Origin of the sequence: Corynebacterium auriscanis (genome assembly GCF_030408435.1) — a bacterium.
Lineage (GTDB): Bacteria > Actinomycetota > Actinomycetes > Mycobacteriales > Mycobacteriaceae > Corynebacterium > Corynebacterium auriscanis.
Genome location: NZ_CP047046.1, coordinates 458,713 through 485,097, shown reverse-complemented (window position 1 = coordinate 485,097; position 26,385 = coordinate 458,713). Strand labels below are relative to the sequence as shown.

The 26,385-nt window shown below is 58.4% G+C and carries 20 protein-coding genes; 6 read left to right on the top strand and 14 right to left on the bottom strand.

Annotated elements, in window-relative coordinates; translation table 11 throughout:
* Window positions 1–201: 201 nt before the first annotated feature.
* Window positions 202–813, top strand: a complete 612-nt coding sequence (locus CAURIC_RS01970) for a hypothetical protein (RefSeq protein WP_035114523.1) — start codon at window positions 202–204, stop codon at window positions 811–813.
* 122 nt (window positions 814–935) lie between these two features.
* Window positions 936–2,336, top strand: a complete 1,401-nt coding sequence (radA, locus tag CAURIC_RS01965; RefSeq protein ID WP_290183151.1) for a DNA repair protein RadA — start codon at window positions 936–938, stop codon at window positions 2,334–2,336.
* Window positions 2,337–2,374: 38 nt separating this feature from the next.
* Here the strand turns inward: radA and CAURIC_RS01960 are convergent, their stop codons facing one another.
* Both CAURIC_RS01960 and CAURIC_RS01955 read right to left on the bottom strand, forming a co-directional pair.
* Window positions 2,375–3,088: a hypothetical protein gene (locus CAURIC_RS01960; protein ID WP_290183149.1), complete on the bottom strand. Its 714-nt coding sequence runs from the start codon at window positions 3,086–3,088 to the stop codon at window positions 2,375–2,377.
* A gap of 74 nt (window positions 3,089–3,162) precedes the next feature.
* Window positions 3,163–3,807, bottom strand: a complete 645-nt coding sequence (locus CAURIC_RS01955) for a carbonic anhydrase (RefSeq protein ID WP_265914862.1) — start codon at window positions 3,805–3,807, stop codon at window positions 3,163–3,165.
* Between the two features lie 36 nt (window positions 3,808–3,843).
* Between CAURIC_RS01955 and CAURIC_RS01950 the strand changes: the two genes are divergently transcribed.
* Both CAURIC_RS01950 and CAURIC_RS01945 read left to right on the top strand, forming a co-directional pair.
* Window positions 3,844–4,992, top strand: coding sequence for an HhH-GPD family protein (locus tag CAURIC_RS01950; RefSeq protein ID WP_084588171.1), 1,149 nt, complete (start codon window positions 3,844–3,846; stop codon window positions 4,990–4,992).
* Window positions 4,993–5,140: 148 nt separating this feature from the next.
* Window positions 5,141–6,571: an alpha/beta fold hydrolase gene (locus tag CAURIC_RS01945; RefSeq protein ID WP_290183145.1), complete on the top strand. Its 1,431-nt coding sequence runs from the start codon at window positions 5,141–5,143 to the stop codon at window positions 6,569–6,571.
* Between the two features lie 128 nt (window positions 6,572–6,699).
* Here CAURIC_RS01945 and CAURIC_RS01940 read toward each other — a convergent pair whose 3' ends face one another.
* Window positions 6,700–9,366 (bottom strand): ATP-dependent Clp protease ATP-binding subunit, encoded by a 2,667-nt coding sequence (locus CAURIC_RS01940; protein WP_035114525.1) that lies wholly within the window; start codon window positions 9,364–9,366, stop codon window positions 6,700–6,702.
* A gap of 380 nt (window positions 9,367–9,746) precedes the next feature.
* Here CAURIC_RS01940 and CAURIC_RS01935 point away from each other — a divergent pair, with 380 nt between their 5' ends.
* Both CAURIC_RS01935 and thiD read left to right on the top strand, forming a co-directional pair.
* Window positions 9,747–11,516 carry an AMP-binding protein gene (locus CAURIC_RS01935; RefSeq protein ID WP_035114534.1) on the top strand — a complete coding sequence of 590 codons (1,770 nt, stop codon included), beginning with the start codon at window positions 9,747–9,749 and terminating at the stop codon, window positions 11,514–11,516.
* 109 nt (window positions 11,517–11,625) lie between these two features.
* Window positions 11,626–12,531 (top strand): bifunctional hydroxymethylpyrimidine kinase/phosphomethylpyrimidine kinase, encoded by a 906-nt coding sequence (thiD, locus tag CAURIC_RS01930; RefSeq protein ID WP_035114535.1) that lies wholly within the window; start codon window positions 11,626–11,628, stop codon window positions 12,529–12,531.
* A gap of 3 nt (window positions 12,532–12,534) precedes the next feature.
* On the opposite strand, the gene CAURIC_RS01925 is transcribed toward thiD, so the two are convergent.
* The 11 genes from CAURIC_RS01925 to CAURIC_RS01875 all read right to left on the bottom strand — a co-directional run bounded on the left by CAURIC_RS01925 (window position 12,535) and on the right by CAURIC_RS01875 (window position 26,380).
* On the bottom strand, window positions 12,535–14,166 hold the full coding sequence (locus CAURIC_RS01925; protein ID WP_290183140.1) for an inorganic phosphate transporter: 1,632 nt from the start codon (window positions 14,164–14,166) through the stop codon (window positions 12,535–12,537).
* Window positions 14,167–14,572: 406 nt separating this feature from the next.
* A complete protein-coding gene (locus tag CAURIC_RS01920; protein WP_084588172.1) occupies window positions 14,573–16,225 on the bottom strand; it encodes an inorganic phosphate transporter in 1,653 nt (550 codons plus the stop codon).
* Window positions 16,226–16,480: 255 nt separating this feature from the next.
* On the bottom strand, window positions 16,481–17,692 hold the full coding sequence (locus CAURIC_RS01915) for an acyl-CoA dehydrogenase family protein (RefSeq protein ID WP_035114536.1): 1,212 nt from the start codon (window positions 17,690–17,692) through the stop codon (window positions 16,481–16,483).
* 54 nt (window positions 17,693–17,746) lie between these two features.
* Window positions 17,747–19,165, bottom strand: a complete 1,419-nt coding sequence (locus tag CAURIC_RS01910; RefSeq protein ID WP_035114537.1) for an acyl-CoA dehydrogenase family protein — start codon at window positions 19,163–19,165, stop codon at window positions 17,747–17,749.
* Window positions 19,166–19,350: 185 nt separating this feature from the next.
* On the bottom strand, window positions 19,351–20,958 hold the full coding sequence (lysS, locus tag CAURIC_RS01905; RefSeq protein ID WP_290183137.1) for a lysine--tRNA ligase: 1,608 nt from the start codon (window positions 20,956–20,958) through the stop codon (window positions 19,351–19,353).
* A gap of 133 nt (window positions 20,959–21,091) precedes the next feature.
* Entirely contained in the window at window positions 21,092–22,297 is a 1,206-nt protein-coding gene (locus CAURIC_RS01900; protein WP_035114544.1) for a globin domain-containing protein, read from the bottom strand.
* Between the two features lie 54 nt (window positions 22,298–22,351).
* The gene (locus CAURIC_RS01895) at window positions 22,352–22,840 is read right to left on the bottom strand and encodes an RrF2 family transcriptional regulator (RefSeq protein WP_035114554.1); all 489 of its coding nucleotides are present in this window, start codon (window positions 22,838–22,840) and stop codon (window positions 22,352–22,354) included.
* 70 nt (window positions 22,841–22,910) lie between these two features.
* Window positions 22,911–23,333: an aspartate 1-decarboxylase gene (gene panD / locus CAURIC_RS01890; protein WP_035114564.1), complete on the bottom strand. Its 423-nt coding sequence runs from the start codon at window positions 23,331–23,333 to the stop codon at window positions 22,911–22,913.
* An 83-nt stretch (window positions 23,334–23,416) separates the two neighbouring features.
* Complete coding sequence (gene galK / locus CAURIC_RS01885) at window positions 23,417–24,706, bottom strand: galactokinase (protein ID WP_035114566.1); 1,290 nt, start codon at window positions 24,704–24,706, stop codon at window positions 23,417–23,419.
* Between the two features lie 96 nt (window positions 24,707–24,802).
* Window positions 24,803–25,984 carry a galactose-1-phosphate uridylyltransferase gene (galT, locus tag CAURIC_RS01880; RefSeq protein ID WP_084588173.1) on the bottom strand — a complete coding sequence of 394 codons (1,182 nt, stop codon included), beginning with the start codon at window positions 25,982–25,984 and terminating at the stop codon, window positions 24,803–24,805.
* A gap of 114 nt (window positions 25,985–26,098) precedes the next feature.
* Window positions 26,099–26,380 carry a hypothetical protein gene (locus CAURIC_RS01875; protein WP_035114567.1) on the bottom strand — a complete coding sequence of 94 codons (282 nt, stop codon included), beginning with the start codon at window positions 26,378–26,380 and terminating at the stop codon, window positions 26,099–26,101.
* Window positions 26,381–26,385 lie beyond the last annotated feature (5 nt).

Here is a 26,385-nt window from a genome sequence, read left to right as displayed (position 1 = left end):
GGCCTGTCAACGGACATGACGGGGCTGCCCTTGAGTGCACACAATCGATTAAAGGGCCGGAACACCCGCCTTCCACCCTTATTTGGGGCGAAAAACCCATCAAATGCCCCCGCCATAGGTCAGCAGCGCAAACACAACTATGTATTCGCGGTGCGAAGGGTTTAATCTATTGGCTAGACGTTTATTGCATTATCGCCTCAGATGGAGGATCTCATCGTGAAGTCCCAGAAGTCGACCGCCACGCGTGCTGCGTTGGCTGCCGTGGCCGCTGGTTCCGCCTTGGCCTTGACCGCCTGCGGTGCAGGTCACATCTCTCAGACGGCCAATCAAGTTCCCGCCGTGAACGGCGTGTTCGCACAGGCCGGTAAGCAGATTTCTCTGCGCGATGTAGCCGTTGTTGTGGATCCAAACAACCAGCTTTCCGTGAAGTTCACTGCTGGCAACGTTGACCAGGTCGGCAAGAAGGTTAACCTCCAGTCCGTGAAGGTAGACGGCAAGCCCGTCACCCTTCAGGGTGATAAGGCCGTTGGCCCCAACTGCTCCCTCGTTGCGGACTACAAGGATGCCGTTGATTCGATGAAGAAGGGTGGCCAGCAGGGTTCCTGCAACAGCTACGTCACCACCTCCATCTCCGGCCTGACCGGTGCGCACATCGGTGGTCAGAAGGAAGTTGAGATCAAGTTCGATACCGGCAGCGCAAAGGTCAACGCTCCTATCGTTGCTTACACCCCGAAGGCCGGCACCCTGAACCGCGATGCCGAGACCCACGTCTCCACCGACGCCCCAAAGGCTGGCGGCGAGCACCAGCACTAAGCACCCGCAGCGGAGGGGTCGCGCGCGTTTCCCTATTTCAACGCGCTCGATAAAGCCCCTGTTCGAATATCAAACCGGCCGGGCACCATTGCGTGTCCGGCCGGTTGTTTATTGTGGACCCCATGGCCAAGACCTCAAAGAAGAACACCGTCTACACGTGCACTGCGTGTGAGTACCAGATCTCCAAGTGGATGGGCCGCTGCCCCTCGTGCGGTGAATGGGGAACACTTGAGGAAAAGGCGCCGGCCACGGCCATTGTGGGTAGTCGCGCTGCTGTCAGCAGCTCCGCGGGGTTGATTCCCAGCAGCGCCGCAGCACAGCCGGTCACCAAGATCGATCCAACCATTGCCAACCACCAGCCCAGTGGCTTGGCCGAGCTGGACCGCGTGTTGGGCGGTGGCATCGTGCCCGGTAGCGCGGTTCTCTTGGCGGGCGAACCCGGGGTGGGAAAGTCCACGCTCCTTCTGGAGGTAGCCGCACGATGGGCAAAACTGGGACGAACCGTATTGATCCTCACCGCGGAAGAATCCGTGGGACAAGTGCGCAACCGGGCAGAACGCACAGGCGCATTGGACGATCGACTGTACTTGGCCAATGAAAACGACCTGGAGCGCGCCCTCGCTCACATTGAAGCCGTGAAACCTGAACTCGTGATCGTGGACTCACTGCAAACCATGCAGGCAACAGGTGTAGAAGGAGTGGCCGGTGGTGTAACCCAAACCCGATCGGTAACGTCCACACTCACGACCTTCGCCAAGGCCTCCGGCACCCCAGTCATCGCGATCGGTCATGTGACGAAGGAGGGCAATGTAGCCGGCCCCCGTACCATCGAGCACCTCGTGGATGTGGTGTTGAACTTCGAAGGGGATAAGCACTCGGCCCTGCGCTTTTTGCGAGGTATCAAAAACCGTTTCGGTGCTACCGACGAAGTCGGTTGTTTCGAACAAACCGCACACGGCATCCGCGAAGTCAGCGATCCCTCAGGTCTTTTCTTGCACCACCGCACCGAATCCGTCACCGGCACGGCCATCACCGTCACGATGGATGGTCGCCGGGCCATGGTCTCCGAGGTGCAAACCCTCGCCGTCAACTCCGATATCCGAAACCCGAAACGCTACGTCACTGGGATCGATGCGGGGCGCGTCTCCATGAACCTGGCCGTACTCTCCGAACGCTGCGGCTTGCGTTTGACCGAAAAGGAAGTCTACGCAGCCACCGTCGGGGGCATCCGCATCCAGGAGCCCGCTGCCGACCTCGCCCTAGTGTTGGCCTTGGCAAGCACTGCCACTGGCCACCCGCTCCCCCTGGGGGCGATCGCGGTAGGAGAAGTGGGCCTGGGCGGAGAAGTCCGGCGCGTTCCACAATTAACCCAACGGCTAGCCGAGGCGTCCCGCCTGGGTTTCACCTCAGCAGCAGTTCCCAAAAACTGCCTTTACGATGCCCCTAAGAACATGAAAGTCACGGAAGTAGGCCACCTCTACGAGGCCGTGAAGTGGGCAGGTTTGAAGGTTGCTGCTGGTTAAAGGTTGCTGCAGGCTTGAACGTTACTGCTGGCTAAGCGTTACTGCAGGTTAAACGTGGCGGGCTTAGAGGTGTTATCACCCACGTGCGCGTACAAAAGGTAACCGCCGGGCCCCACGGGTTGTCGCGCTTCACATGCGCTCGGAGCACTGGTCGTGCGCGACCAAGAGTTCAACGAATACTTGGCGGATTCCCCCGCCTTGATTACACGCTCGCCTGAAGCCCCTGGTTCATTACAATCTAGGTCACCCCACACACGCTGGTAGTTGTTGAGCGTGAAGACCTCGAAGCTCAACTTGTCTTGATCCAAATCGATCGTGCAATCGGCGGCGGTGGGGTTATTGATGGTGACAAAGAAGTTCGGCACCGCATCCGGCGCGAAAGAAGGTGCGCCAGGCTTCGCGATTACTTCCAGGTCCGACAAACCACAGGTGTCCTTCTTCGGTTTGCCTTCGTCCTTTGCGGTCTCACTGGGGGTCTGGGATTGCTCCTTATTCTTATCCGATTCTCCCGGCGCGGAGCTTTCACTTTTCGTCTCTGTCGGGGTGGCACTGTCGCTGGCAGCCACCGACGAGGTCTGGGTGGTCTGGGCCTTTTGATTCGACGCCGCATTCTGCGTTCCCTCGTCCCCGCCCAGAGACCCGATCAACCACCACAACAGTAGCAACACCAGCACCAGCACCACGACGGCAGCGATACGCCGGCGCTTGTAGACCTCGGGGGGTAGTGGCTTGCGGGAGTTCGGATCAGTCACGGGGCTCACCCTAGCCGATTGGTGCGCTCGCCTGCGGTAATGACACGTCTCGGAACGTCAAAATTCGCCGCATTTTAGGCGCTGGGTTCACCAGTTTCAATGTCCAAGCCGAACCCAACCAGGGGCTCCGCGCGGCCGTCCGACAGACGATAGCGCAATCCCACGACGGCACACCGCCCATCCTTGACGCGCGTTTGGATTTCCGGGGATCGATCCACGATGTGATCCGCGATTTCCCGTACGTGGTTCTTCTCGAACTCATCGGAGCCCTCGAACCCCTTCTTCCGTGCTGACAACAGGGAGGGCGTGACCTTTTCCACCAGCACGCGTTGGAATCCATCTGGAAGATCTCCGCCATCGAGAGCGTTCTGGGCAGCCTTCACAGCCCCGCAGCTCTCGTGACCGAGCACCACAACCAGAGGCACGCCTAGGCCATCAACTGCGAATTCTAGGCTTGCGAGTACGGAGAGGTCCGTAATCTCACCCGCCGTGCGGATGACGAACAGGTCCCCTAGGCCTTGATCGAAAACGATCTCTACGGGCACGCGCGAATCCGAGCACGCTAGTACCACGGCATGCGGGCGTTGCCCTTGGGTAAGGGTTTGGCGACGACCGGGGCCTTGATTGGGGTGGTCACTATTGTCTTGCATAAAGCGCTCATTGCCTGTGCGCAGCGCTTCCCAGGCTTGTTGGGGTGTCATTTCGTGCGGGCTTGTCATACGTTTAATTTTGCCTTGGATAGACTTATTTTTGCTATGCCAACCCCTGACTACCCCCTCGCCACCTCCGCGGAAGGGCGCCTCAGCGCCTACCCCATAGACCGGTTACAGTTCGCTCGCGATCTTAACCACTGGTTCGCCCGCCACGGTCGCGTGTTGCCCTGGCGCCACCCAGATACCTCGCCGTGGGCAATTTTGGTGAGCGAAGTCATGTCGCAGCAAACCCCCGTTTCCCGGGTCATCCCCCTGTGGGAAGCATGGATGAGGAGGTGGCCCCAGCCGGCAGATTTAGCTGTCGCCTCCAAGGCCGAAGTTTTGCGAATGTGGGCCAACCTCGGCTATCCGCGCCGTGCACTCCGGCTGCAGGAGTGTGCCCGTGATTGCGTTCAGCGCCACGACGGGAACGTGCCCGATTCCATCGCCGAACTCGAAGCCCTTTCTGGTATCGGTTCCTACACAGCACGCGCTGTGGCCGCTTTTGCATTCGAGCAAGCAGTCCCCGTGGTCGATACCAACGTGCGCCGCGTACTTCATCGGGTAGTTTTCGGCTCTTATTTGCAGGGGCCGGCGCGCGCACGTGACTTGGTGGATGTCGCCGAATTGATGCCGTGGGTGGATCCAGATCCGTTTTTGGTTCGACGCCACGTCGAACCCGATCATCACGATCCTCAGGCACACGAGGATGCACAGATGATGACCGCATCCCTCATGGAGCTGGGGGCACTTATTTGCCGAGCCAAGAACCCGCAATGTGATCAGTGCCCTGTGCGGAAACACTGTCAGTGGGTAGCCGCGGGTCGACCGGAGCCCTCAGAACAGCAGAAAGCATCCGCCGCCAAACGCGTTCAGAAGTTCGAAGGCACCGACCGGCAGGTGCGGGGCAAAATTATGGGTTTACTGCGTTCTCGCAAAGATTCACGCGCCACTCGTGCCGAGATTGATCTGCTGTGGCACGACAAAGCGCAGCTCACCCGGGCAGTGAATTCTCTGGTTGCAGACGGGTTAGCGGAGCGCACCGACGGGCATCGGCAAGACGCAACCACCAGTAACGATCCCTCGAACGCAGCGTCCACGGAGGGAATAGCAGAGCACACCGAGGCCCGAGGAGAACGCGCAGCAGTTAACCGCGACCGATCTGAACCGAAGTCCGAAACCGGATTAACCGGATTGCGTTTGCCCACATAGTTCGGTTTTTAGTCAATGCAATAGTTGCCACAGAACATCGCAGACCTGCAAGAGTCAGGGAAGCTCCGCGCAAGAATTACATCAATTCCCGAAGTATTTTCCGTTACCTTGCAAAAATATGTCTGCGTTAAAACTATAGTCATCATTCATGAGAACCTCACTAGTATCTTTCTTCTCGCAGCGGGTGTGCAAAGCATCAGCTTCTGTGGCGCTAGCTTGTGGCGTCGGAATTGGTAGTTCCCTAGGTGGCGCCGGCCTGGCAGCTGCCCAGCAGGCACCGAGCCCCTCCTACGATGCGGCGGAAGGTTCGGCCCGTGGATCTGCAGCATCGGGGTCCTCCAGCGCCCTGGGATCCTCCCAAGGGCCAGCGGACATGCTGTCATCTAATACATGGGGGGCTTTGGATCGCAATGCGCGCGGATTCTACGATTCCCTTCCAGCGACTGTGTCTGGCAACCCCGGCGATGTCATCAAGCGGGCACCGAGCCAATTTGCCTTTGGACTGCCATTCGTCGACTGGATGATGTCGAAGTCCGAGCGCGTGGCCTATGTGTCCACTGACAACAACGGTAAACGGATCCCAGTCACCGGAACCGTACTGCGCTCCTCTCAGCCATGGACAGGAAAAGGGCCGCGACCTCTGCTTACTATTGCACCCGGCACCCAGGGCAGCGGCGATGCGTGTGCTCCGGGAAAGCTGTTGTCGGTGGGGCTGGAGTATGAGGCCATTCCGGTGGCAGGCGCCTTGGCGCGTGGCTGGAATGTTGCTCTGACCGACCTGCCCGGTTTGGGCACCTCCCGCCAACACACCTACATGAACCGCGTGGAGCAAGGGCAAGCCACCATCGATATGGCCCGTGCGGCTGTCAACTTGAACGTAAAGGGCATCACCTCGGCCTCACCAGTGGCGTTCTATGGATACTCCCAGGGCGGTGGCGGATCCGCAGCTGCCGTGGAGCTGGCTCCCACCTATGGCAAGGGTATTAACGTGGTCGCGGGTTACGCCGGGGGTACACCAGCCAACCTGGCCCAAACCGCAGCTGCGATTGATCGCAAGCCTCTGGCCGGGGTTTTGGGATATGCCATCAATGGTTTCATTGCCGCGAAACCAGAACTCAAACCCTTGGTGGATGATTTACTCAACGATAAAGGTAAGCGGTTGCTAGAGCAGACCGCCGATGAATGCATTCCGCAGTCCCTAGCCCGGCATGCGTATGTGGATACCCGGACCCTCACCAAATCCGGTAAGTCCTTGGAACAGCTCGCCCAGCAGGAGCCACTGAAGTCCGTCTTGGCTGATCAGGAAATCGGTCACAGGCCACCTAACGTTCCAGTATTCGTTGGGCATGGAAAAAACGACGATTCCATTCCTGTGCAGGGCGCTCGCACGATGGCACGGCAGTGGTGCGAGGCCGGGACGTCGGTATACTACCGCGAAACCCCGCTGCCTCCGGTCGCTCCGTTGATTGACCATGTATTACCAATGTTGGACAATTTGGCTCCAGCCATGAACTGGCTGGATGCCGTTTTCCGTGGGAAGCCCTACCCCACCACGAGTTGCGGTAATATTCCGCGCTAGCCCACAAAGAAAACCAGCATAAAAACCGGCCCCCGGCGCACTTGGGGTAGTGCACCGGGGGCCGGTCTCTGGTTCTTCTAGCTTCAGGTGCGAACCGGAAAACCTCAAGGGTAGAGCAGCCGGAGTCCTTACTGCTCCTTAGACCAGTTTCCTTCACCGGATTCCTGGGCATTGTCGTAAGCCTCGTCCTCTGGCACCTGTTTCTCAGCGGCTCCAACGACAGCCTCTTGAGCCTCATCTGCGGGGCTTGCTTCCTCTGCCTCTGGCAGTGGCTTCACCTTGGTACCGAAAACGAACTTCGCATCCTTGCCGTTGGACTCGCCGTCCCAGTTTTCCACGTCCACGGTGACGATCTCACCTGCCCCGATCTCTCCGAAGAGAATCTTCTCGGACAGGTGGTCCTCGATCTCGCGCTGAATTGTACGACGCAGTGGGCGAGCACCCAATACGGGATCGAAACCACGCTTGGCCAGCAGGTTCTTGGCCTGCTCGGTAATTTCTAGTCCCATATCCTTTTGCTCCAGCGCATTGGTGACACGACGCAACAACAGGTCCACCATCTGAACGATCTGTTCCTTGGTGAGCTGGTGGAAAACGACGATGTCGTCAATACGGTTAAGGAACTCAGGGCGGAAGTGCTTCTTCAGCTCATCGTGCACCTTGTCCTTCATGCGCGCGTACTGCGTGGATTCATCGTCTTCCCCACCGCTGGAGAAGCCCATGCCAACGGCCTTGGAAATGTCCCTAGTGCCCAGGTTTGACGTGAAGATCAGCACGGTGTTCTTGAAGTCGACCATGCGACCTTGCCCATCGGTGAGGCGACCATCTTCCAAAACCTGCAACAAGGTGTTGTAAATCTCGGAATGCGCCTTTTCAATCTCGTCAAACAAAACAACGCTGAATGGTTTGCGCCGAACCTTCTCGGTCAGCTGACCACCTTCGTCATATCCAACGTATCCCGGAGGGGCACCGAACAGGCGAGAAGCAGTGAACTTATCATGGAACTCACCCATGTCGATCTGCACTAGGGCGTCATCCTCACCGAACAGGAATTCCGCCAGTGCCTTGGAGAGCTCCGTCTTACCCACACCTGATGGACCAGCGAAGATGAAGGAACCCGATGGGCGCTTGGGATCCTTGAGGCCTGCACGAGTACGACGAATGGCGCGAGATACTGCCTTGACTGCATCTTCTTGGCCGATGATGCGCTTATGCAGCTCGTCTTCCATGCGCAGCAGACGGGAGGACTCTTCCTCGGTCAGCTTGAAGACCGGGATGCCCGTCCACGTGCCCATGACCTCAGCAATCTGCTCCTCGCCGACCTCTGCAACCTCGTCGAGCTCGCCAGCGCGCCAAGCCTTTTCCTTTTCCTCACGCTCTTCGGTCAACTTGCGCTCATCATCACGGAGAGCTGCTGCCTTCTCGAAGTCCTGTTCATCGATGGCCGCTTCCTTCTTGGTGCGGACTGCTGCAATCTTCTCATCGACTTCGCGGATGGACTTCGGTGCCGTCATCCGCTTGATGCGCATACGCGCACCGGCCTCATCAATGAGGTCCACGGCCTTATCCGGCAAGAAGCGGTCGGTGATGTAGCGATCTGCCAACTGCGCTGCCGCCGCGAGTGCGCCATCTGTGATAGACACGCGGTGGTGTGCCTCGTAGCGATCGCGCAGGCCCTTGAGAATCTCGATGGTCAGATCAACGGATGGCTCCGGTACCTGAACCGGCTGGAAACGGCGTTCCAAGGCTGCATCCTTTTCGATGTGCTTACGGTACTCGTCCAGCGTGGTGGCACCGATTGTCTGGAGCTCACCACGCGCCAGCTTGGGCTTGAGGATGCTTGCAGCATCGATCGCACCCTCCGCAGCCCCGGCGCCAACCAAGGTGTGGATCTCATCGATGAACAGGATGATGTCTCCCCGCTGGTTGATCTCCTTGAGCACCTTCTTCAAGCGCTCTTCGAAGTCACCGCGGTAACGGGAACCGGCGACCAGGGAACCCAGATCCAACGAGTAGAGCTGCTTATCTTTCAACGTCTCCGGCACACGACCGTTGACGATGTCCAATGCTAAGCCCTCAACAACTGCCGTCTTACCCACACCCGGCTCGCCGATCAGCACAGGGTTGTTCTTGGTACGGCGGCTGAGGACCTGCATCACGCGCTCAATTTCCTTTTCGCGCCCCACTACCGGATCCAGCTTGCCGTCCTTGGCAGCCTGGGTGAGGTTGCGACCGAACTGATCGAGCACCAGAGAATTCGATTTCTGGCCAATCTTGCTACCGCTAGTAGCGCTCGCAGCGGAGCCCACGCCAGCAGCCGCGGGCTCACCCTCGCCCTCTTCGGAGCTCTCGTTGCCCTCATAGCCGCTGAGCAGCTGAATAACCTGCTGACGCACGCGGGAAAGGTCGGCGCCCAGCTTCACCAGAACCTGGGCAGCTACTCCCTCGCCCTCACGGATCAAACCGAGCAGGAGGTGTTCCGTCCCGATGTACTTATGCCCCAGTTGGAGTGCCTCGCGTAGCGCCAGTTCCAGTACCTTCTTGGCACGCGGAGTAAACGGGATGTACCCGCTTGGCGGATGACCGCCAGTGCCAATGATTTCTTTAACCTCGGTACGCACGGCGTCGAGAGAAATACCCATGGACTCCAGCGCCTTGGCCGCGACCCCCTCGCCCTCTTGAATGAGGCCAAGCAGGATGTGTTCCGTGCCGATGTAATTGTGGTTCAGCGCACGGCCTTCGTCCTGTGCTAACACAACAACGCGACGAGCGCGATCGGTGAACCTCTCAAACATGGTGTACTCCCTCTTCTTTCTGGTGGAAGGTCTGCTGCCCACCATAGTGGTGCGACCCGACAACAACGATTGCCTTTGTACTAACAACCGCCTCTACTCGTCTTATTCCGACGCCCCCACGCCCCCAGTCACCTCACTATTCGCAGGTCACAAGCTTATTCGGACTCAATCTTCCCGGGTGTCCGCCTTCAGCGAACACCCCATGAGCGCAACGAGGAATCGTATCCCTAAACAAATAAATATTTTCTCAAAACTCCTCCAGACCCCCACGCCCTAAGCTAACGTCAAAACCACGTCACCACATGAGTGGAAATACACAATCATTCAACAATTAACCAGCGGAAATATTCGAAAAATCCCGCTGGGAAAGGTCTGGATTGATGAACGCTGCAGCGATGTCTCCCAAACTAACTTTGCGCGACCATGCCGATACCGTGGGCACCCTCGCCAAAGGCACAGTCCCGCTTTTTAAGTCCGGTGTACTGGGCCCTATGACCCCCATGGCCGCAGGTAAAGCGCTGCAATCGATGTACCAGTGGCGCTTCCTTCCAGCCGGGTTGCTCTCCATCGGCGCAGCTCGCGACCCGTTCCACACGGCAATCATCGACGATGCTGGTTCGATGACGTACTCCGAACTGCACGAGCAGACCAATACGCTGGCTCGCGCCCTGTTCCGCAGCGGTGTGCGTGAGCGCGACAAGATCGGTGTATTGTGCCGTAACCACCGCGGTCTCATCCTCACCCTGTGTGCCCACGGGCGCTTGGGTACGGACATCGTCTTCTTCAATACCGGCTCCTCGGCCGAGCAAACCCGCGCGGTTCTTACCGAGCAAAAAGTCGATGTGATGTTCATCGACGAGGAATTCCTGCCGCTATTGCCGAAGGACTTCAATGGCGCGCACGTGATTGTCGCTTGGGAATTCGGCGACACCCTGGGACTGAGCCGCGAAGCGGAGGCCGCACAAAAGCCGCAGAGTAATGTGCGCGATGCCATCGACAGCGGTGATTACGCCACCCGCAGCAACGAGTGGGCCAGCCTGCATGAGGTTCTACGGACCACCCCAGAAGATCTCACTGTCCCCTCCCGTCCACGAATGGGCCGCACGATTATCTTGACCTCAGGTACCACTGGTACCCCTAAGGGCGCGCGCCGTCCCGAGCCCAAAACGTATATGCCGGCCTCATCGATCATGAGCCGCATCCCGCTGAAGCACCACCGCCCAGCCTTCCTTGCCGCACCCATGTTCCACACATGGGGCTTCGCCCAGATCCAGCTGGCCCTAGCCCTGCGCAACACAATGATTCTGCAGCGCAAATTCACTCCCGAGGCCGCAGTTCAGGTCATCGAGAAGAACCGGCCGTACACCATCGCTATGGTTCCCACCATGCTCCGCCGCATGCTCGATGCTGTTCCGGAAGGTTTTAACCCTGGCACCAAGATCATCGCAACCTCAGGCGAAGCTCTCCCACCGGCAGTAATCGAGGAAACGCAAAAGAAGTTCGGCGACGTGTTGTACAACCTATATGGCTCTACCGAAGTCAGCTGGGCTTCCATCGCCACGCCAGAAGAATTGAGGCGCTTCCCCAAGACCGCTGGTAGGCCGCCGATGGCCACAACCTTGAAGATCCTGGATAACGACGGCAAGGAAGTACCCGCTGGTGAAACCGGTCGAATCTTCGTCAAAAACGACATGCTCTTCGAGGGCTATACCCGCCCCGGTTCCGACAAGGACGTTGTTGACGGAATGGTCGCAACTGGTGATCTGGGATACTACAACGAAGAGGGTTTGCTCTTCATCGCCGGTCGCAGTGACGACATGATCGTCTCCGGCGGGGAGAACGTCTACCCACAGGACACAGAAAACATTTTCACTTCTCGCGAAGAAATCGAGGAAGCTGCTGTTCGTGGCGTTGATTGCCCCATGTACGGCCAAGCCCTGTGCGCGTGGGTCGTTTTCAAGGACAAGAAGGCGGTGGAACTCACTGACGAGGAAAAGCGGTCCTTCGAGCAGGGGGTTATTGCCGAGGTCAAGCAGAAGCTAGCGCGCCACGCGGTTCCACGTTACTTCGTTTACCTAGATGAGCTGCCGCGGAACCCAGTAGGCAAGGTGGTTCCACGCGAACTGCCACAGCCAGACACAGGAGCCTAACCGACCTGCCCCCTCCCCCTCCGACATATCAGCGGGCATCAAGGAAAACGCGCCGGCAATTGCAACCGGAACCAGAACCGAAAGCGCAACCGGAGGCACAATAGGAGGTATGAATAACCGCAATTACTTCCCCCTTGCCCCGCGCGTGCTTTCCATCGCGGGCACGGATCCCTCCGGTGGCGCAGGTGCCCAAGCCGATCTGAAGTCCATCTTCGCCGCCGGAGGTTATGGCTTATCCGTCGTTACAAGCTTGGTCGCGCAAAACACGCAGGGAGTTCGCGCCGTACACACTCCTGGCGCCGAATTCCTCACACAGCAACTGGCAGCGGTTTTTGAGGACGTGGATCTCGATGCCGTCAAAATCGGCATGCTCGGTGATCTCACAACCACCGAGGTGGTACAAAACTGGCTGGCCAACCACCCCGTGCCCGTGTTGGTTTTCGATCCCGTGATGATCGCCACCAGCGGGGATCGCCTGCTCGCCGAGGATGCGGAAGCGGCCGTACGCTCCTTTGCTACCTCGTTGAGTGCTTATGCCGACCACGCCGTGATCACTCCGAACATCCCAGAGCTGGCGATCTTGTGCGAGCAAACTCCCGCTGGTTCGTTCGATGAAGCCGTGGCCCAGGCCCAGGCGTGGTCGGATGAGCACGGCGTCAATGTAATAGTAAAAGGAGGCCATCTCAACGGGGAAGAAGCAGGTAACGCCTGGGTGGCACCACATCGCGCTACCGAAAGCGCCGGGGCACACTGCGCCACCGTTGGCACTTCCCCCTTGCACATCGCTTCCTCCCCGCGCGTTGATTCGCCACATACTCACGGCACGGGTTGTTCACTGAGCTCTGCTTTGGCTACTCGTTTGGGTGGTGGCAATTCTTACGACGCCGCCTTGGTCTGGGCGACCCAGTGGCTGCATGGGGCTATAGAAAAAGCGGCCGCGCTACGCGTGGGGCACGGCCGCGGCCCGGTGGATCATGCGTACCGGGCTCGAGAAAAGGGAGCGTTCGAAATCTAATTGTTAACCCATGAACGCCATGCGAAGAATCCAGACGCCTACCGCACCCACTGCAGCGGCGGCTGGCACAGTGATGATCCACGCCAGCGCGATGGGCTTCATGAGGTTCCAGTTAGCGGCCTTATTCACTAGGCCCACGCCCAAAACGGCTCCGATCAGGATGTGAGTGGAAGAAACGGGCAGCCCCAGCAAAGAAGCTCCCATCACCACAGCAGCTGCCGAAAGCTCGGCGGCGAAGCCACTGGCTGGGTGAATGTTCGTCAAGCCCGTACCAACGGTCTTGATCACGTTACGGCCAATAAACCACAGGCCAGCAACCAGTGCAATACCCGCGGCAGCCATCAGGGCACCGGGGACGCTAGCAGAGCTACGGATTTCATTGTGAGCAATAACGTCCACAACGGCGGCGAAGGGGCCTACCGCGTTGGCAATATCGTTGGAGCCGTGACTAAATGCGAACGCGGACGCGGTAAACACCTGCATCCAGCTGAAAAGCAGGAAGGTGGAGCGGTCTAGGGATTTGTTCTTCATTGTGCGGGCGAAGATGTAGACGGCCATCCACACGACTGCGCCAACCATAAGCATGATCAGCACGGTATTGAAGGTAGAGAGGGTGAAGTCGATGTTCTTCAGCCCCTTGAACAGCATCATCGCGGTGATGATCACCGCCGCAATCGCAGCGAGCAGCGGAACCCAGCGTTCTAGGGCCTGGTGAGCTTCCACGTCCTCGGCTTCATCATTCAGGCGGTAAAGGTCGCGGTAGTACTCCGACTCCAGCTGTTCGCGGTCGAAGTCATCGTCCATGACGGTCTGGGCATCACGAGCCATGGCATTGGTGTAGGAAATCTGCTGAACTTCGCTGAGTCGCTCGAATGCCTCCTTGTGGCGACGGCGATGTTCGATCTTCTTCTGCTTCAGTTCGCGTAGTCGCACATCAGCGGCCTCGTTATAGCGAAGGATTCCACCCTTGATGGCCCGGAAGAGCAGATACGCTGCCAGACCACCCAGCACCGGGGACAACACCCACGAAATGGCGATCTGACCAATTTCGCTCCACTGAACCATGTCCCATCCACCTTTACCGGTGATAAGACCAGTCGTGACGGCCGCACCGACGATGCCGCCGACGATAGAGTGCGTGGTGGAAACGGGCCAGCCCATCTTGGTAGCAACCAGCAGCCACAGTGCAGCGCCGAGGAGAGCCGCGATCATAATGTAGGCGAATTCCATGGGCTCCAGCTGCACACCGTCAAGATCGACGATGTTACTGCGGACGGTTTCGGTCACACTGCCACCGGCCAGGACGGCGCCGCCAACTTCAAAAACAGCGGCAACCATAAGCGCTTGCTTCATCGTCAACGTGCCCGCACCCACGGAGGTTCCGAAGGAGTTGGCAACGTCATTACCACCGATGTTGAAAGCCATGAACAGGCCAAAGAAGATAGTGACAATAAGAACGACGTAATGGGATGTGGCGCCAACGTAGTCGGTCACCCACAAGCCGAAAGTAACGACGGTACCCAGCAGCAAAAGCCCGAAAGCGAGGTGCCACCATTTATCGCTAGCATCGGCCCCCTTCACCGCCCCAGCATTGTTGGTCGCAGCCCCCGCTGCGTTCGAAGTATCCACGGTCATGAGTGTTAAAGCCTTCCTGAGTGTAGTCAAGCGCCGGTTTACCCTTTGCCCGAAAGACGATGGTGGTTTCCACTGCATTGGTCTCATTGGCACAGGGAATTGCGCAGGGCGATTGTTTCAATCAGGAGGAAATAAAAATTAACCCCATGTTAGCCATTGGATTAACACTCAATTAACTTGCATTAGTAAAATACGCCGAATTTCACAGTAATTAATTAAAATATGGCGACAGCGACCAGGCGGACTGTCTAACGAAAACCAGACCCCTCCCCCTAGGGTTTCCTTCGCCCATGACTCTAACGCAAGGGGCTTCCACTAGAAAGACTGCATCCGCTGGAGAGGTCACGCCCCGAGAGCTTGCCCCAAAAGGACATCGTCCTTTCCTGGAGCGGTCTTGACCCAGCCCCTAGGCGCCAAAAACAAGGCGCAGGATAAAGAGACCCATCGCGCCAATTCCTGCCGCCACGGGAATAGTAATCACCCAAGCCATCGCGATGGGCTTCATCAAGCCCCAGTTCGCTTCGTGGTTAACAATGCCCACACCCAGGACAGCGCCGATCAGGATGTGAGTGGAGGACACGGGCAGTCCTAGTAGTGATGCACTCATGACAATGGCGGCCGCCGCCAGCTCCGCGGCAAATCCGCTGGCCGGGTGAATATTGGTAAGGCCCGATCCAACCGTAGTGATCACATTGCGGCCAATGAACCACAGTCCTGCCACCAGCGCGATGCCACAGGCGAACAGCAGCGCAGTCGGCACCATTGCCTCGGAATTGATTTCGCCAGTAGCAAGAACGTCCAAAATCGCCGCAAACGGTCCCACCGCATTGGCAATGTCGTTAGAGCCGTGGCTAAAAGCAAAGGCTGATGCGGTGAATACCTGCATCCAGCTGAACAGAATGAATGTGGAACGATCCACAGATTCCTTCCGCAAGGCCTTAGCAACCATGTACACGCTGGTCCACACCAAGACGGCAATCATAGCCATAATAAGCAAAGACCCAACGGCGGACACATGGGTGTCCACATTGGATAGCCCTTTGAACAACAGCATCGCGGTGATCACCACCGCACCAAATGCGGCCAGCGGTGGTGCCCAATACACCAGCGCCTTGTGGACGTTGAGTTGGTTCGCCTCTTGGTCAAGATCGTAGAGTTCGCGGTAGTAGTCGCTCTCCAGCTGCTCGCGCGTGAAATCTCCACGCGAGTACGTCACAGCATCCCGGGCCATCTCGTTGTTGTACGCGATCTGCTGGACTTCGCTAAGGCTGCGGAACAGATCTTTGTGCCGGGAAGCATGGTTAATGCGCGCGCGGCGCACCCGTTCCAACCCCGCATTTGCACGGTCATTGTATTGCAACACGGCCCGCTTGATCACGCTGAACAGCAGATAAGCTGCCAATGCGCCGAGTAGTGGGGAAATAACCCACGAGGAGGCAATTCGGCCGATCTCCCCCCATTGCACCATAGACCAGCCACCCGTGTGAGTAGTAAAACCTAGACACAGGGCCGCTCCCACGATCCCACCGACGATCGAGTGGGTCGTGGATACCGGCCAGCCTTTCTTCGTTGCAATGAGCAACCAAATGGCAGCGCCCATGAGCGCAGCGATCATAATGTAGACGAAGTCCATGGGCAATAGGTCGATCTCATCGAGATCCACGATGCCACTGCGGACGGTCTTGGTTACTGAACCGCCCGCTAACAGTGCGCCTCCAACTTCAAAGACTGCGGCGACTATGAGGGCTTGCTTCATGGTCAACGTGCCCGCACCGACGGAAGTACCAAAGGAATTCGCGACGTCGTTGCCACCGATGTTGAACGCCATGAACAAACCGAAAACAACGGTAACTGCAAGCACAACATAATTCGCGGAAGACGGGATGTGCTGCGTTGTCCAAGCCCCAAAGTAAAGGACAGCCACGAGGAGCATGCCGCCGAATGCGATGTGCCACCATTTGTCGTTATTTCCCTGAGGTTGAACGGTATCGTTCGATAGTTGCAGTGTTTCTACCGTTCGATTAGATCCTGAACCCCCACCGGGGACCTGGTTCGCCATTTCCTAAACGCCTTTTTGTTTGTTGCCGATCGCCAGAATCGATAGGAACTGGCGCGCCTTCTGGTACGTGCTCGCTCCTGCTGCACGTTGCAGCAGGTGAACGCATAACCGCAAAAACTTTAACGAAAATGGGCTAAAAAGAAAACAATAGGTTACTCACCCTCCCCTTATTTGGGCACCATGCAACAAGAAACCCTTGTACAGGGAGCCTAATTCACCTGTACAAGGGCTATTTTCTTCGGAAGCAAGCGGGGTTTACTTCAGCTGTGCGGAAGACAGTCCCAGCTCACGACGTGCAACAATGAGCTGCTGAATCTGCTGAGTACCCTCGAAGATATCGAGGATCTTGGAGTCACGTGCCCACTTTTCCAGCAGGTCACGTTCGGAGTAGCCGTATGCACCGGCCATCTCCACCGCACGCAAGGTCAGATCGGTAGCCATGCGTCCGGCCTTCGCCTTGGACTCGGAAGCTTCCTTGGAGTTAGGAATCTTGTTGTCCGCCATCCAAGTAGCGCGCAAAGTCAACAGGTAAGCGGCTTCCCAATCGGACTCCAAGCGGATGTACTCGGAAGCAGCCGCGCTCTGGGCCCAGGCTGGCTTGTCGTAATCAATTTCGACGCCAGCGTTAGTCAGTACCTCACGCAGCTTCTCGAGGGAAGCGCGCGCCACGCCGACGGCCATGCCGGCCACCAGCGGACGGGTGTTGTCGAAGGTGGCCATAACACCCCCGAAGCCCTTCTTGGTGTCCACCTCAGGAGAACCCAGCAGGTTCTCTTTCGGAATGCGGACGTTATCCAAGATGAAGTGGGCGGTATCGGAGGAGCGGATGCCCAGCTTGTGCTCCAAGCGAACCAGCTCGAAGCCCGGGGTATCGCGTGGCACAACGAAGGACTTAATGGCTGCGCGACCAGCGGACTTGTCCACGGAGGCCCACACCACAACGTGGGTGCAGCGCTCGCCGGCAGTAACGAAGATCTTCTCACCGTTCAGCACGTACTCGTCGCCGTCTAGCTTCGCGGTAGCGGCGACAGCAGCGGAGTCGGAGCCGAACTGTGGCTCGGTGATAGCCATGGCGGCCCATACCTTGCCGAAGCGTTCGAGCTGCTCGTCGTTAGCAACGGCGGCGATCGCGGAGTTACCCAGACCCTGGTAAGGAATGGACAGCGTTAGTCCCACGTCACCCCAGCAGGTCTCGATAACGTTCAACACGGAAGCCATGTTGCCGCCGTTTTTCACGCCATCGTTTTGCTTCTTCTTGGAATCGCCACGGCCACCGGATGCGCCGGCCATAGCCTGGCCGGCATCGGCCATACCCTCTACGAGGGATGCCATGGTGTCCAGCTCTACGGGACGAGCGTGCTCCTTGAGGTCATACTTGCGGGAGATGGGACGGAAGATTTCCGCTGCGGCCTGGTGGGCTTGGTTGGCACCCGCCTTGAGGCGCTTAGGGAGTTCCAGATTAATCATGTTTCAGGTTCCTCTAGGTCGTAGATGATCAGTTATGTGATCGATTGGCGGGTTTTACAGGATGACAACGCCCTCGGCGATGCCGATAGCGCGCATGTCGCGGTACCAACGCTCGACTGGGTGCTCCTTGGTGAAGCCATGTCCGCCGAGCAGCTGTACACCATCGAGCCCCATAACCATGCCCTTATCGGAAGCGAAGCGACGAGCAAGGCCGGCCTCACGGTGGTAGGACAGCCCCTGATCGAGGCGGGAAACTCCGCGCAGTAGGATCATGCGCAGGCCGTCGAGCTCGATGCGGAGGTTCGCCACCATGAAGGCAACTGCCTGGCGGTGGGAGATTGGCTCGCCGAATGCCTCGCGCTCGTTGACGTACTTCTTGGTGTACTCGAGGATGGCCTCACCGGTGCCGGAAGCCAGAGCAGCCCAGCCCAGGCGACCACGGCGGATGATTTCTGCATACTGCTCGGTGCGATCAGAATCTGACAGGTCAGCACCACCCAGCAGGTTCTCGGCCGGGACGCGGACGTCCTTGAACAGCACGCGGCCCAATGCAGCGCCACGCAGACCCATGGAAGGATCGGCCTCAACAACCAGCCCCTCGGTGTCGGATTCCACGATGGCGAAGGTGTTCACACCGTCTAGGTTGACCGCTACGATGAACAGCTCTGCAGCGCCGGCGTTTGGAACCATGGTCTTCACGCCGTTGATGACGATATCGCTGCCCTCACGGACCGCAGCGGTCTGCAGCTCGAACGGGTCAAACAGTGGGCGGGACTCGGAAACGATCACCGCTGCTGGTGGCACAGATTCGCCTGCGAACTCTGGCAGGTAAGTCTTCTGCTGTGCGTCATCGCCGTAGTTGGTGATGACGTTTGCAACGGCAGCTGGAGCCAGAATAGCGGTAGCCAAGCCCATGTCGCCGAAAGCAAGGGCCTCTGCAATGAGGGCGTTGGTGGTGGCACCTGAGGCAGTTGCGATGCCTTCGTACTCTTCTGGCAGGTTGATGAGTGCCACACCGAGCTCAGCAGCGGTCTCCAGCAATCCTTCTGGAGGGGTGGAGGACTCGTTGGACTCGGCAGCTACTGGGCGCAGGCGCTCCTCAGCAAACTCACGAACCGCTGCGACGATCATTTCCTGATCCTCGGTTGGGTTCAGGTCAAACAGCACCTTGCCGGGCTTTGGCGCCTCGGTTGGTACTGGCTGCTCGTTGTCGTCAGTGGTCTGATTAGGCAGGCGCACTGGCTTGCCGGTGCCCTTGATCTTCTTGAACTGACGATTAACGGCGCCCAAGGTCCGCATACCGGTCTTGGTAGATTCGTACGCCACCCGGTCGACCTTCTTGCCCAGACCGTACTTTTCAGCCAAGTCGGAGCCGGTGAAGCGGGTCAGTACGCGCATCGCGGTACCAATGGCATCACGCTTGAGGTTGTTCAGACCCGGAGTGGAATCGTCACGCTTGCTTTGGTCGCTCATTCGTGCGGCCACCTTTCACTGGTTTTCAGTGCAAATCTTAAGCATCTGCATGTTCGGATAATTATGTCTATATCCTAAACTAGTTCATGGCCTGCGTCACACTTTTGGGGAAAACAGTAACTAGGTTACAGTCCCCACCCCCACTAGGTGGGTGCACGAGAAGCGCGTTCGCGCACCCACACCGGTTAGTTATCGCGCTCCGGCTTCACCATTGGGAACAGAATCGTCTCGCGGATACCCAAGCCCGTCAAAGCCATGAGCAATCGGTCGATACCCATTCCCGTACCTGCCGTCGGGGGCATTCCCTGCTCCATCGCAGCAAGGAAGTCTTCATCCAGCACCATGGCTTCGTCATCTCCACCCGCGGCTAGGCGGGCCTGATCCTCAAAGCGCTCGCGCTGAATTACTGGGTCAACCAACTCGGAATAACCAGTGGCCAATTCGAAACCGCGAACGTACAGGTCCCACTTCTCAGTCACTCCCGGCTCACTACGGTGCTGACGAACGAGGGGCGAGGTCTCGACCGGGAAGTCGCGCACGAATACCGGCCCATTCAGCTGGTCTTCGCACAGGTGCTCCCATAGCTCTTCCACAAGCTTGCCGTGACCCCAGCCGCCCTTGGTTGGCACGTCGAGGCCGACAACCTTGGCCAGCTGCTTCAGCTCCTCCACCGTGGAAGCGATGGTGACCTCTGGCTGACCCGGGTATTTCTTCTGCAAAGCTTCGTTGAGCGATGGGTACATCTTCATCTCTGGCCACTCACCACCCAAGTCGTATTCAGTGCCATCCACGAGAGTCACCTTGGTGGTGCCGAACACTTCGGTGGCCACTTCCTGGATAATTTCCCGTGTGGTAGTAGCGGCGGTGTTGTAGTCGCCATAGGCTTGGTAGGTTTCGAGCATTGCAAACTCGGGGCTGTGAGAGGAATCCACGCCCTCATTACGGAAGTTGCGGTTCACTTCGAATACGCGATCCAAGCCACCCACCACGGCGCGCTTCAAGAACAATTCTGGGGCAATACGCAGGTAAAGGTCAATATCCAGCGCATTGGAGTGCGTCACGAACGGACGGGCAGCTGCACCGCCGTGCAGAGTTTGCAACATGGGTGTCTCCAGCTCCAGGAAACCGCGGCGTTCCAGCGCGTTCCGCAGTGCACGCATCACCTTGATGCGGGTCATCGCGTTGTTGCGGGCTTGTTCCCGCATGATCAGGTCAGTGTAGCGGTGACGAATGCGCGTATCTTCGCTCATTTCCTTGTGTGCCACAGGCAGCGGACGCAATGACTTCGCGGCCATGAACCACCGCTGTGCCATCACCGACAGCTCGCCACGACGGGAGGAAATGATCCGCCCCTCCACGAACACCATGTCTCCGAGGTCTACCAGCGCCTTCCAATCGGCCAGTGCCTCCTCACCGACCTCTGCCAAGCTGAGCATGACCTGCAAAGTAGTACCGTCGCCATCCTGCAATGTGGCAAACGCCAATTTGCCGGTATTGCGTACGAACATAACGCGGCCGGCCACCCCTACAACCTCTTGGGTTTCTTCACCCGATTGCAGGTAGGTCACACCTTCTTTCTGATCGACGCCCGGTGCCTCCCCTTCATCGCCGTCCTTGGGCAACACTTCCCAGCGACTACGTACCTCGGCGAGAGAGTGGGTGCGTGGCACCTCTACCGGGTACGCATCTTTCCCGGATTCCAGGATCCGGGTGCGCTTATCGCGGCGGATTCGCAGCTGTTCCGGAAGGTCTTGAGCAGAATCATTACGCGGGGTGTTAGTTGCATCAGTCACGGCTATATAGCCTACTGCATGACTACGACACGGTTTCGTTCACCGATAACAGAAAAAGGCTTCGGGCAACACAGGCTCAAACAAACCCCAGGGAGCCGGTTTGTTACACCACTCCCTAGGGTTCGCGCGAGTTTTAGCCAATCAGCCAGTCATTGGGACTGAACAGTTCGAAGTGAATTGCGGCTGGAGCCAGGTCCGCAGCACCTGCTTCGAGCTGCTCGCGAACATTCTGCAGGAAGTTGTTGCCACCACACAGGTACCATTCTGCGTTAGTAGGCAGCTTCCCATCGGCAAGCAGTTTGGCCAAGTCCAGGGACTCGCCACGATCACGGTAGGCAGTAATGTGCTCTGCGGAGCCCTTCTCCTGGAGGGCCGCAACCAGCTTTTCGGTGGTTTCGCGCTGGGCGTACGCGGTCTCGTCGGCGTCGGCATGAAGTACCACAACAGGGCGATCAACCTGCCCCTGAGCGGCAACGAGAGATGCGAGCATACCGGTCATTGGGGTAGAACCAATACCTTGGCTCACCAATACAACTGGCGACTCGCCAGGCTGGAGAACCAGATCGCCGGCTGGAAGGGTGGCATCCACCTCGTCGCCGACGTTAACGTCATTGAGGAGGAAGCTGGATACCTCACCGTCGCGCTGCACAGCAACCGAGAACCCATCAGCATCGTGGCTGATCAGAGAGTACTGGCGGAGCTGGCGTGCACCATCGGGAAGCTCCACACCGATGGAGGTGTACTGCCCCGCCAGCGCCTTGTCGAAACCATGGCCGGCGAAGGTGTACTCCGTGACGGCCTCGCTGAGTTGCTTCTTGTCCTTCAGCACTACCTTCCGGAAGACATCACCAGCCTCTACGCCCGCCGACTTGTAAAGGTCTGCTTCGTAATCGATGAGCACGTCGGCCATGAGCCAGTACACCTCATCCCACGCAGCCGCGATTTCTGGCGTGATGGCTTCACCTAGAACCTCCACGATGGCGGAGAACAGATTGTCATGAACAATTTGGTACTGATCCGCGGTGATTCCCAAAGACACATGCTTGTGTCCGATGCGGGACAGCATTTCCACTGGATCGGGGGCATTATCGTCAACCAGCATGGCCGCGAAAGTGACGATGGACGCAGCCAGTGCCTTCTGTTGCTCACCGGAACGTTGGTTTCCGCGGTTGAACGTATCGGCGAGCAGCTCTGGGTGGTTGGTGAACATGGTGCGGTAGAACACCGGGGTAATAGCGTTGATGTTGTCGCCGATGACGGGAAGGGTTTGGCGGATGATTTCGGCGTTATCGCCAGACAGGGCTGTGCGGTCGGTCTTGGGGGTGGTGCTAATGAACATTGACATCCAACTTTCGGTACTGTTCGCACCCGCTCATTTAACTCTCGGCACCCTTTACTGAGTGTTCAGGGGTACCGTCGGCAATCCGAGCGAGCGAGAGGTTCCGTGGGCATCCTCCGAGGTTCGCGTTCCAACCGGACGGGTGGCTGCGATGAGTCCATCGATTGTGTCCCCATCTAACTCTGCGAAGAACGCTTCCTGGGCGTCGGCAAGCCGATGCCGCAAGGCGCAGTTTCGCGCGGCAAGAGGGCAAGGCTTGTCACCAGTGCAGTCAACGACTTCACTGGGGCCTTCGAGTTCCCTCAAAATTCTTCCCACGCTGGCCCCACGGGCCGAGTCCGATAGATACACCCCACCGTTACGCCCCCGTACGGAAACCACCATATTCATATCGACAAGCTTGGCAATAACCCGCGCCAAGTGGTTATCCGATGCGTTGGTTGCTTTTGCCAAATCTGCGATGGTGCAGCGGTCCCCCTCTGGGAGGTCGCCAAGCATCATCAAGGATCGCAGACCCAGATCGGCAAAAGTGGTGAGGTGCATAGCTTCATCCTAGAGCCAGTCATTAAAAGATGTAAGTGCGATACACCTTTTATTGGGGAGGGTAGAAGCTCTAGCTACTCTCCGACGGGTGCCGTGGGTTTAACAACCCCGACCCTTCCGGCGCATGAGCTGGGTCATCGCAGAACTCAAGTTGTTTGTTATTCTCGTCCACGAAAATGACATTGGGACTATAACCCTCCAGCTCATCCTGGGAATACTGCGCATACCCAATGATGATTACCAAGTCCCCTGGACTGATCAGACGGGCAGCTGCGCCGTTAATGCCGATAACCCCCGTACCGGCATCTCCAGTGATGGCGTAGGTAGTCAGTCGATTGCCGTTGTTGATATCCACGATGTCGATCTGCTCACCCTCGAGGATATCGGCGGCCTTCATCAAGTCGGCGTCGATCGTGCACGAACCTACGTAGTGCAGGTCTGCCTGAGTGACCGTGGCACGGTGGATTTTAGATTTCAACATGGTGCGAAACACGGTTAGTCAGGTTACCCCGGTTAGCTTCGCAAAGCCATTTCGAATCTTCTAGCTGGAATACTGAAAACCTGCATTCGGACGGATCATTCTTCCCGTCGCGCGCCCTCACTTGGAATTGCGATGACAAACTCCGGTCGGGCGAATCCGGCGTCGGCAAAAGAAGAAGCAATATGAGCAGCGACCGTTTCAGCCTGAGAAGCATCGACCAGAGCGATCGCCGAGCCGCCAAATCCGCCTCCGGTCATGCGGGCACCTAGGGCACCGTGGCGCAGCGCCACCTCAACTGCGGTATCGAGCTCCGGCACCGTAACCTCGTAGTCATCGCGCAAAGAAGCGTGGCTGGCCTGCATCAACTCCCCGAACTGACGGAACTCGCCCGCACGCAACACCTCGATGGCACGTGCGGTACGGTCAATCTCGGTTTCCACGTGGCGTACCCGCGCCTCTACCACCGCGCGCCACCGTTCCAATGGCATATCTTGCTGCTGCTCCGCCGACCAAGAATTCCACTGCTTGTCGGCCCACGGTTGGCAGCGCCGCACTGCATCAGGGGCCTGCCGCAGCGTAGGAACACCCAGATCAGCCGCTACCCCATCGGTAACAGCGCGCCGGGCGGCATACTGCCCATCGGCGAGCTGGTGTGGGGCGTTGGTATTGATGATGAGGATCGCCAATCCCCGGGAATCGATATCGAATGTGACCTGCTGTTCTGCGTTGGTGGCGAAATCAATCGCCAGCGCATTCCCCGCCTTCCCAAACAGTGCAACCGTTTGGTCAAGGCCACCGGTGGAGGCGCCCACCACATCGTTTTCTGCTTGGATCGACGCCGCGCGCAATCCATCCAATACCTTCTTCTGGGCCACTTGGCTTTGCTCGGCGAGGGTGCTGCCCGTGCTGATTTCCCACGCGGCCAATGCCGTAGAGCATTCCAGCGCAGCGGAGCTGGAAAGCCCCGCGCCCACGGGCACATCCGATTCAATGGCGATGTCCAAGCCGGGGTTGGTGATGCCATTGGCCCATGCGGCCGGCATGGTGCCGTTGTTCCACGCCGCCCACACGGCACCTGCGATATACCCCGTCCAATCCGCGGGGTGGCCTGGGCGAACGTCCTGGGTGGGGATCTCCGCACGGGTGATCCCGCCCGACCAGTGGGAGGCAATGCGGTATACCCCGTCGTTGTTAGCGCGGGCGGCCACGTACGTCCGCTGGGACAGCGCAAACGGCAGGCAAATGCCACCCGCGTAGTCCACGTGCTCGCCAATGAGGTTCACGCGCCCGGGAGCAGACCACACACCTTGCGGTTGCCCGGTAAATTGTTCGCTGAACAGGTTGCGAACATCCGTGATGGCCGCTGCCCGGTCCCGAGTGTGCATCCACTGGGGTTGGGTGGGTTCGCTTCCAGTTGCCGTCGTACTCAAGGAAATCGCTTTCGTTGTGTTGATATGTAGGTCGCGGGCGGGCGGACGTGCTTAGTCCTGCGCCACTTCGCGCAGGCGGTCGGCGATGCGTTCCGGGGTGGTATCCGAAATCCAAGCGCCCTGTCCTGATTCGGAACCTGCAAGGAACTTCATCTTGTCTGCAGAACGCATCATGGAAAACAGTTGCAGGTGCAGGCGGCCGTGAGCGCGCTCAGGGCCGATCGGTGCTTGGTTCCAACTGGCGATATACGGGGTGCGATCCACACCGTCAAAGAAGCGGTCAAAGCGCTGCAACAGGTCTAGGTACATGCGCGTAAGCTCATCCTTTTCCTCATCGCTCAACGCCGCGAAATCGGGTGCTGCACGATGCGGAATCAGCATGACTTCTACCGGCCACTTGGCGGCCGCGGGCACGAAGGCGGTGAAGTGTTCGCCTGCGGCCACAATGCGCCGACCACTGCGCTGCTCTGCCCGGAGTACCGAATCGAAGAGGTCCTCCCCCGTTTCCTGGCGATGCGCTGCAGCTTGGGTTGCGATCTCTTTCGCACGCGGTGGCAAATAAGGGTACGCATAAATCTGACCGTGCGGATGCTGCAAGGTCACTCCGATCTCTGCGCCGCGATTCTCAAATGGGTACACGTAGCGCACACCCGGAAGCTCGGAGAGCTCGCGCGTGCGGTGTGCCCATGCTTCCACCACCGTGCGGGCGCGTCGGAAGGGCAAATCGCGGAAGGACAACTCTACGTCAGGCGTAAAGCACACGACCTCGCAGCGCCCCTTCGCAGGCAGACGCGGATAGAGTTCCTCGCCATCCACACGGGTGGCAAAGTCCTCCTGAAAGTCCATATGCATGGAAAGGGATGGAAACCGGTTTTCAAATACCGCGACGTTGTAGTCGTCTGCGGGAATCTCGGTTGGTAGTTCCCCGGGCCGGGTAGGGGCCAGTGGATTCTCGTTGGCAGGGGGCATAAACGTGCGGTTCATGCGGTGCGCGGCATAGGCATACCACTGCCCAGTGAGGGGGTCCCGGCGCATCTCGGAGACCGTTTTCGCTGGCGCCAGTTCGCGGGAATCGCGCAATTCGCGCGTCTTCTCACCAGAGACATACACCGGATCATCGTCGAAGTAGATTAACTCGCGATCATCGGCCAAGGTGGTGCGTGTTACCCGCACACCGCCTAGGTTTTCTTGAGGATCCTTCACCGGTTGTGCTTTGTCGTTCACGAGGCCCATCCCTTTCCGTCGTTGTCTTGGCGCTCGGCCGCGCAGCCTCACGTGCAGTTTCGCCGCGATGGTGCTTACCGGGAGCGCGGTGGAGCTCCGGCCGAGCTTCCACGCTCACCCCAACTAGCGAGTGGCGTGCTCGGTACGCTCATCCTCCGTGGCATCGGCACTGCCTTGGTCTGCGCGGACCGGTGATGCCTTGGCCCACACAAAGAACACTACCGCCACAACCACCATCGCGATTCCGGCGTAGAGGTTGTAGACCTCATCTTTCGGTTGGCCCGTACTGGCGTCAATTCCTGGGTCCAAGAAGAAGTAGCTGACCACCAGAATCAAGCCATACAGCCCCAACAGACCGCCAATAACGTTGCGGATATCGAATGCTCGCGTTGCAAACTTGCTCATTGTTT

What these genes read in the sequence shown, in the direction of transcription:
- CAURIC_RS01970 (WP_035114523.1), top strand. Translation starts at nt 202, where the DNA reads ATGGAGGATCTCATCGTGAAGTCCCAGAAGTCGACCGCCACGCGTGCT.
- radA (WP_290183151.1), top strand. Translation starts at nt 936, where the DNA reads ATGGCCAAGACCTCAAAGAAGAACACCGTCTACACGTGCACTGCGTGT.
- CAURIC_RS01955 (WP_265914862.1), bottom strand. Translation starts at nt 3,807, where the DNA reads ATGACAAGCCCGCACGAAATGACACCCCAACAAGCCTGGGAAGCGCTG.
- CAURIC_RS01950 (WP_084588171.1), top strand. Translation starts at nt 3,844, where the DNA reads ATGCCAACCCCTGACTACCCCCTCGCCACCTCCGCGGAAGGGCGCCTC.
- CAURIC_RS01945 (WP_290183145.1), top strand. Translation starts at nt 5,141, where the DNA reads ATGAGAACCTCACTAGTATCTTTCTTCTCGCAGCGGGTGTGCAAAGCA.
- CAURIC_RS01940 (WP_035114525.1), bottom strand. Translation starts at nt 9,366, where the DNA reads ATGTTTGAGAGGTTCACCGATCGCGCTCGTCGCGTTGTTGTGTTAGCA.
- CAURIC_RS01935 (WP_035114534.1), top strand. Translation starts at nt 9,747, where the DNA reads ATGAACGCTGCAGCGATGTCTCCCAAACTAACTTTGCGCGACCATGCC.
- thiD (WP_035114535.1), top strand. Translation starts at nt 11,626, where the DNA reads ATGAATAACCGCAATTACTTCCCCCTTGCCCCGCGCGTGCTTTCCATC.
- CAURIC_RS01925 (WP_290183140.1), bottom strand. Translation starts at nt 14,166, where the DNA reads ATGACCGTGGATACTTCGAACGCAGCGGGGGCTGCGACCAACAATGCT.
- CAURIC_RS01920 (WP_084588172.1), bottom strand. Translation starts at nt 16,225, where the DNA reads ATGGCGAACCAGGTCCCCGGTGGGGGTTCAGGATCTAATCGAACGGTA.
- CAURIC_RS01915 (WP_035114536.1), bottom strand. Translation starts at nt 17,692, where the DNA reads ATGATTAATCTGGAACTCCCTAAGCGCCTCAAGGCGGGTGCCAACCAA.
- CAURIC_RS01910 (WP_035114537.1), bottom strand. Translation starts at nt 19,165, where the DNA reads ATGAGCGACCAAAGCAAGCGTGACGATTCCACTCCGGGTCTGAACAAC.
- CAURIC_RS01900 (WP_035114544.1), bottom strand. Translation starts at nt 22,297, where the DNA reads ATGTTCATTAGCACCACCCCCAAGACCGACCGCACAGCCCTGTCTGGC.
- CAURIC_RS01895 (WP_035114554.1), bottom strand. Translation starts at nt 22,840, where the DNA reads ATGCACCTCACCACTTTTGCCGATCTGGGTCTGCGATCCTTGATGATG.
- galK (WP_035114566.1), bottom strand. Translation starts at nt 24,706, where the DNA reads ATGCACACTCGGGACCGGGCAGCGGCCATCACGGATGTTCGCAACCTG.
- galT (WP_084588173.1), bottom strand. Translation starts at nt 25,984, where the DNA reads ATGGGCCTCGTGAACGACAAAGCACAACCGGTGAAGGATCCTCAAGAA.
- CAURIC_RS01875 (WP_035114567.1), bottom strand. Translation starts at nt 26,380, where the DNA reads ATGAGCAAGTTTGCAACGCGAGCATTCGATATCCGCAACGTTATTGGC.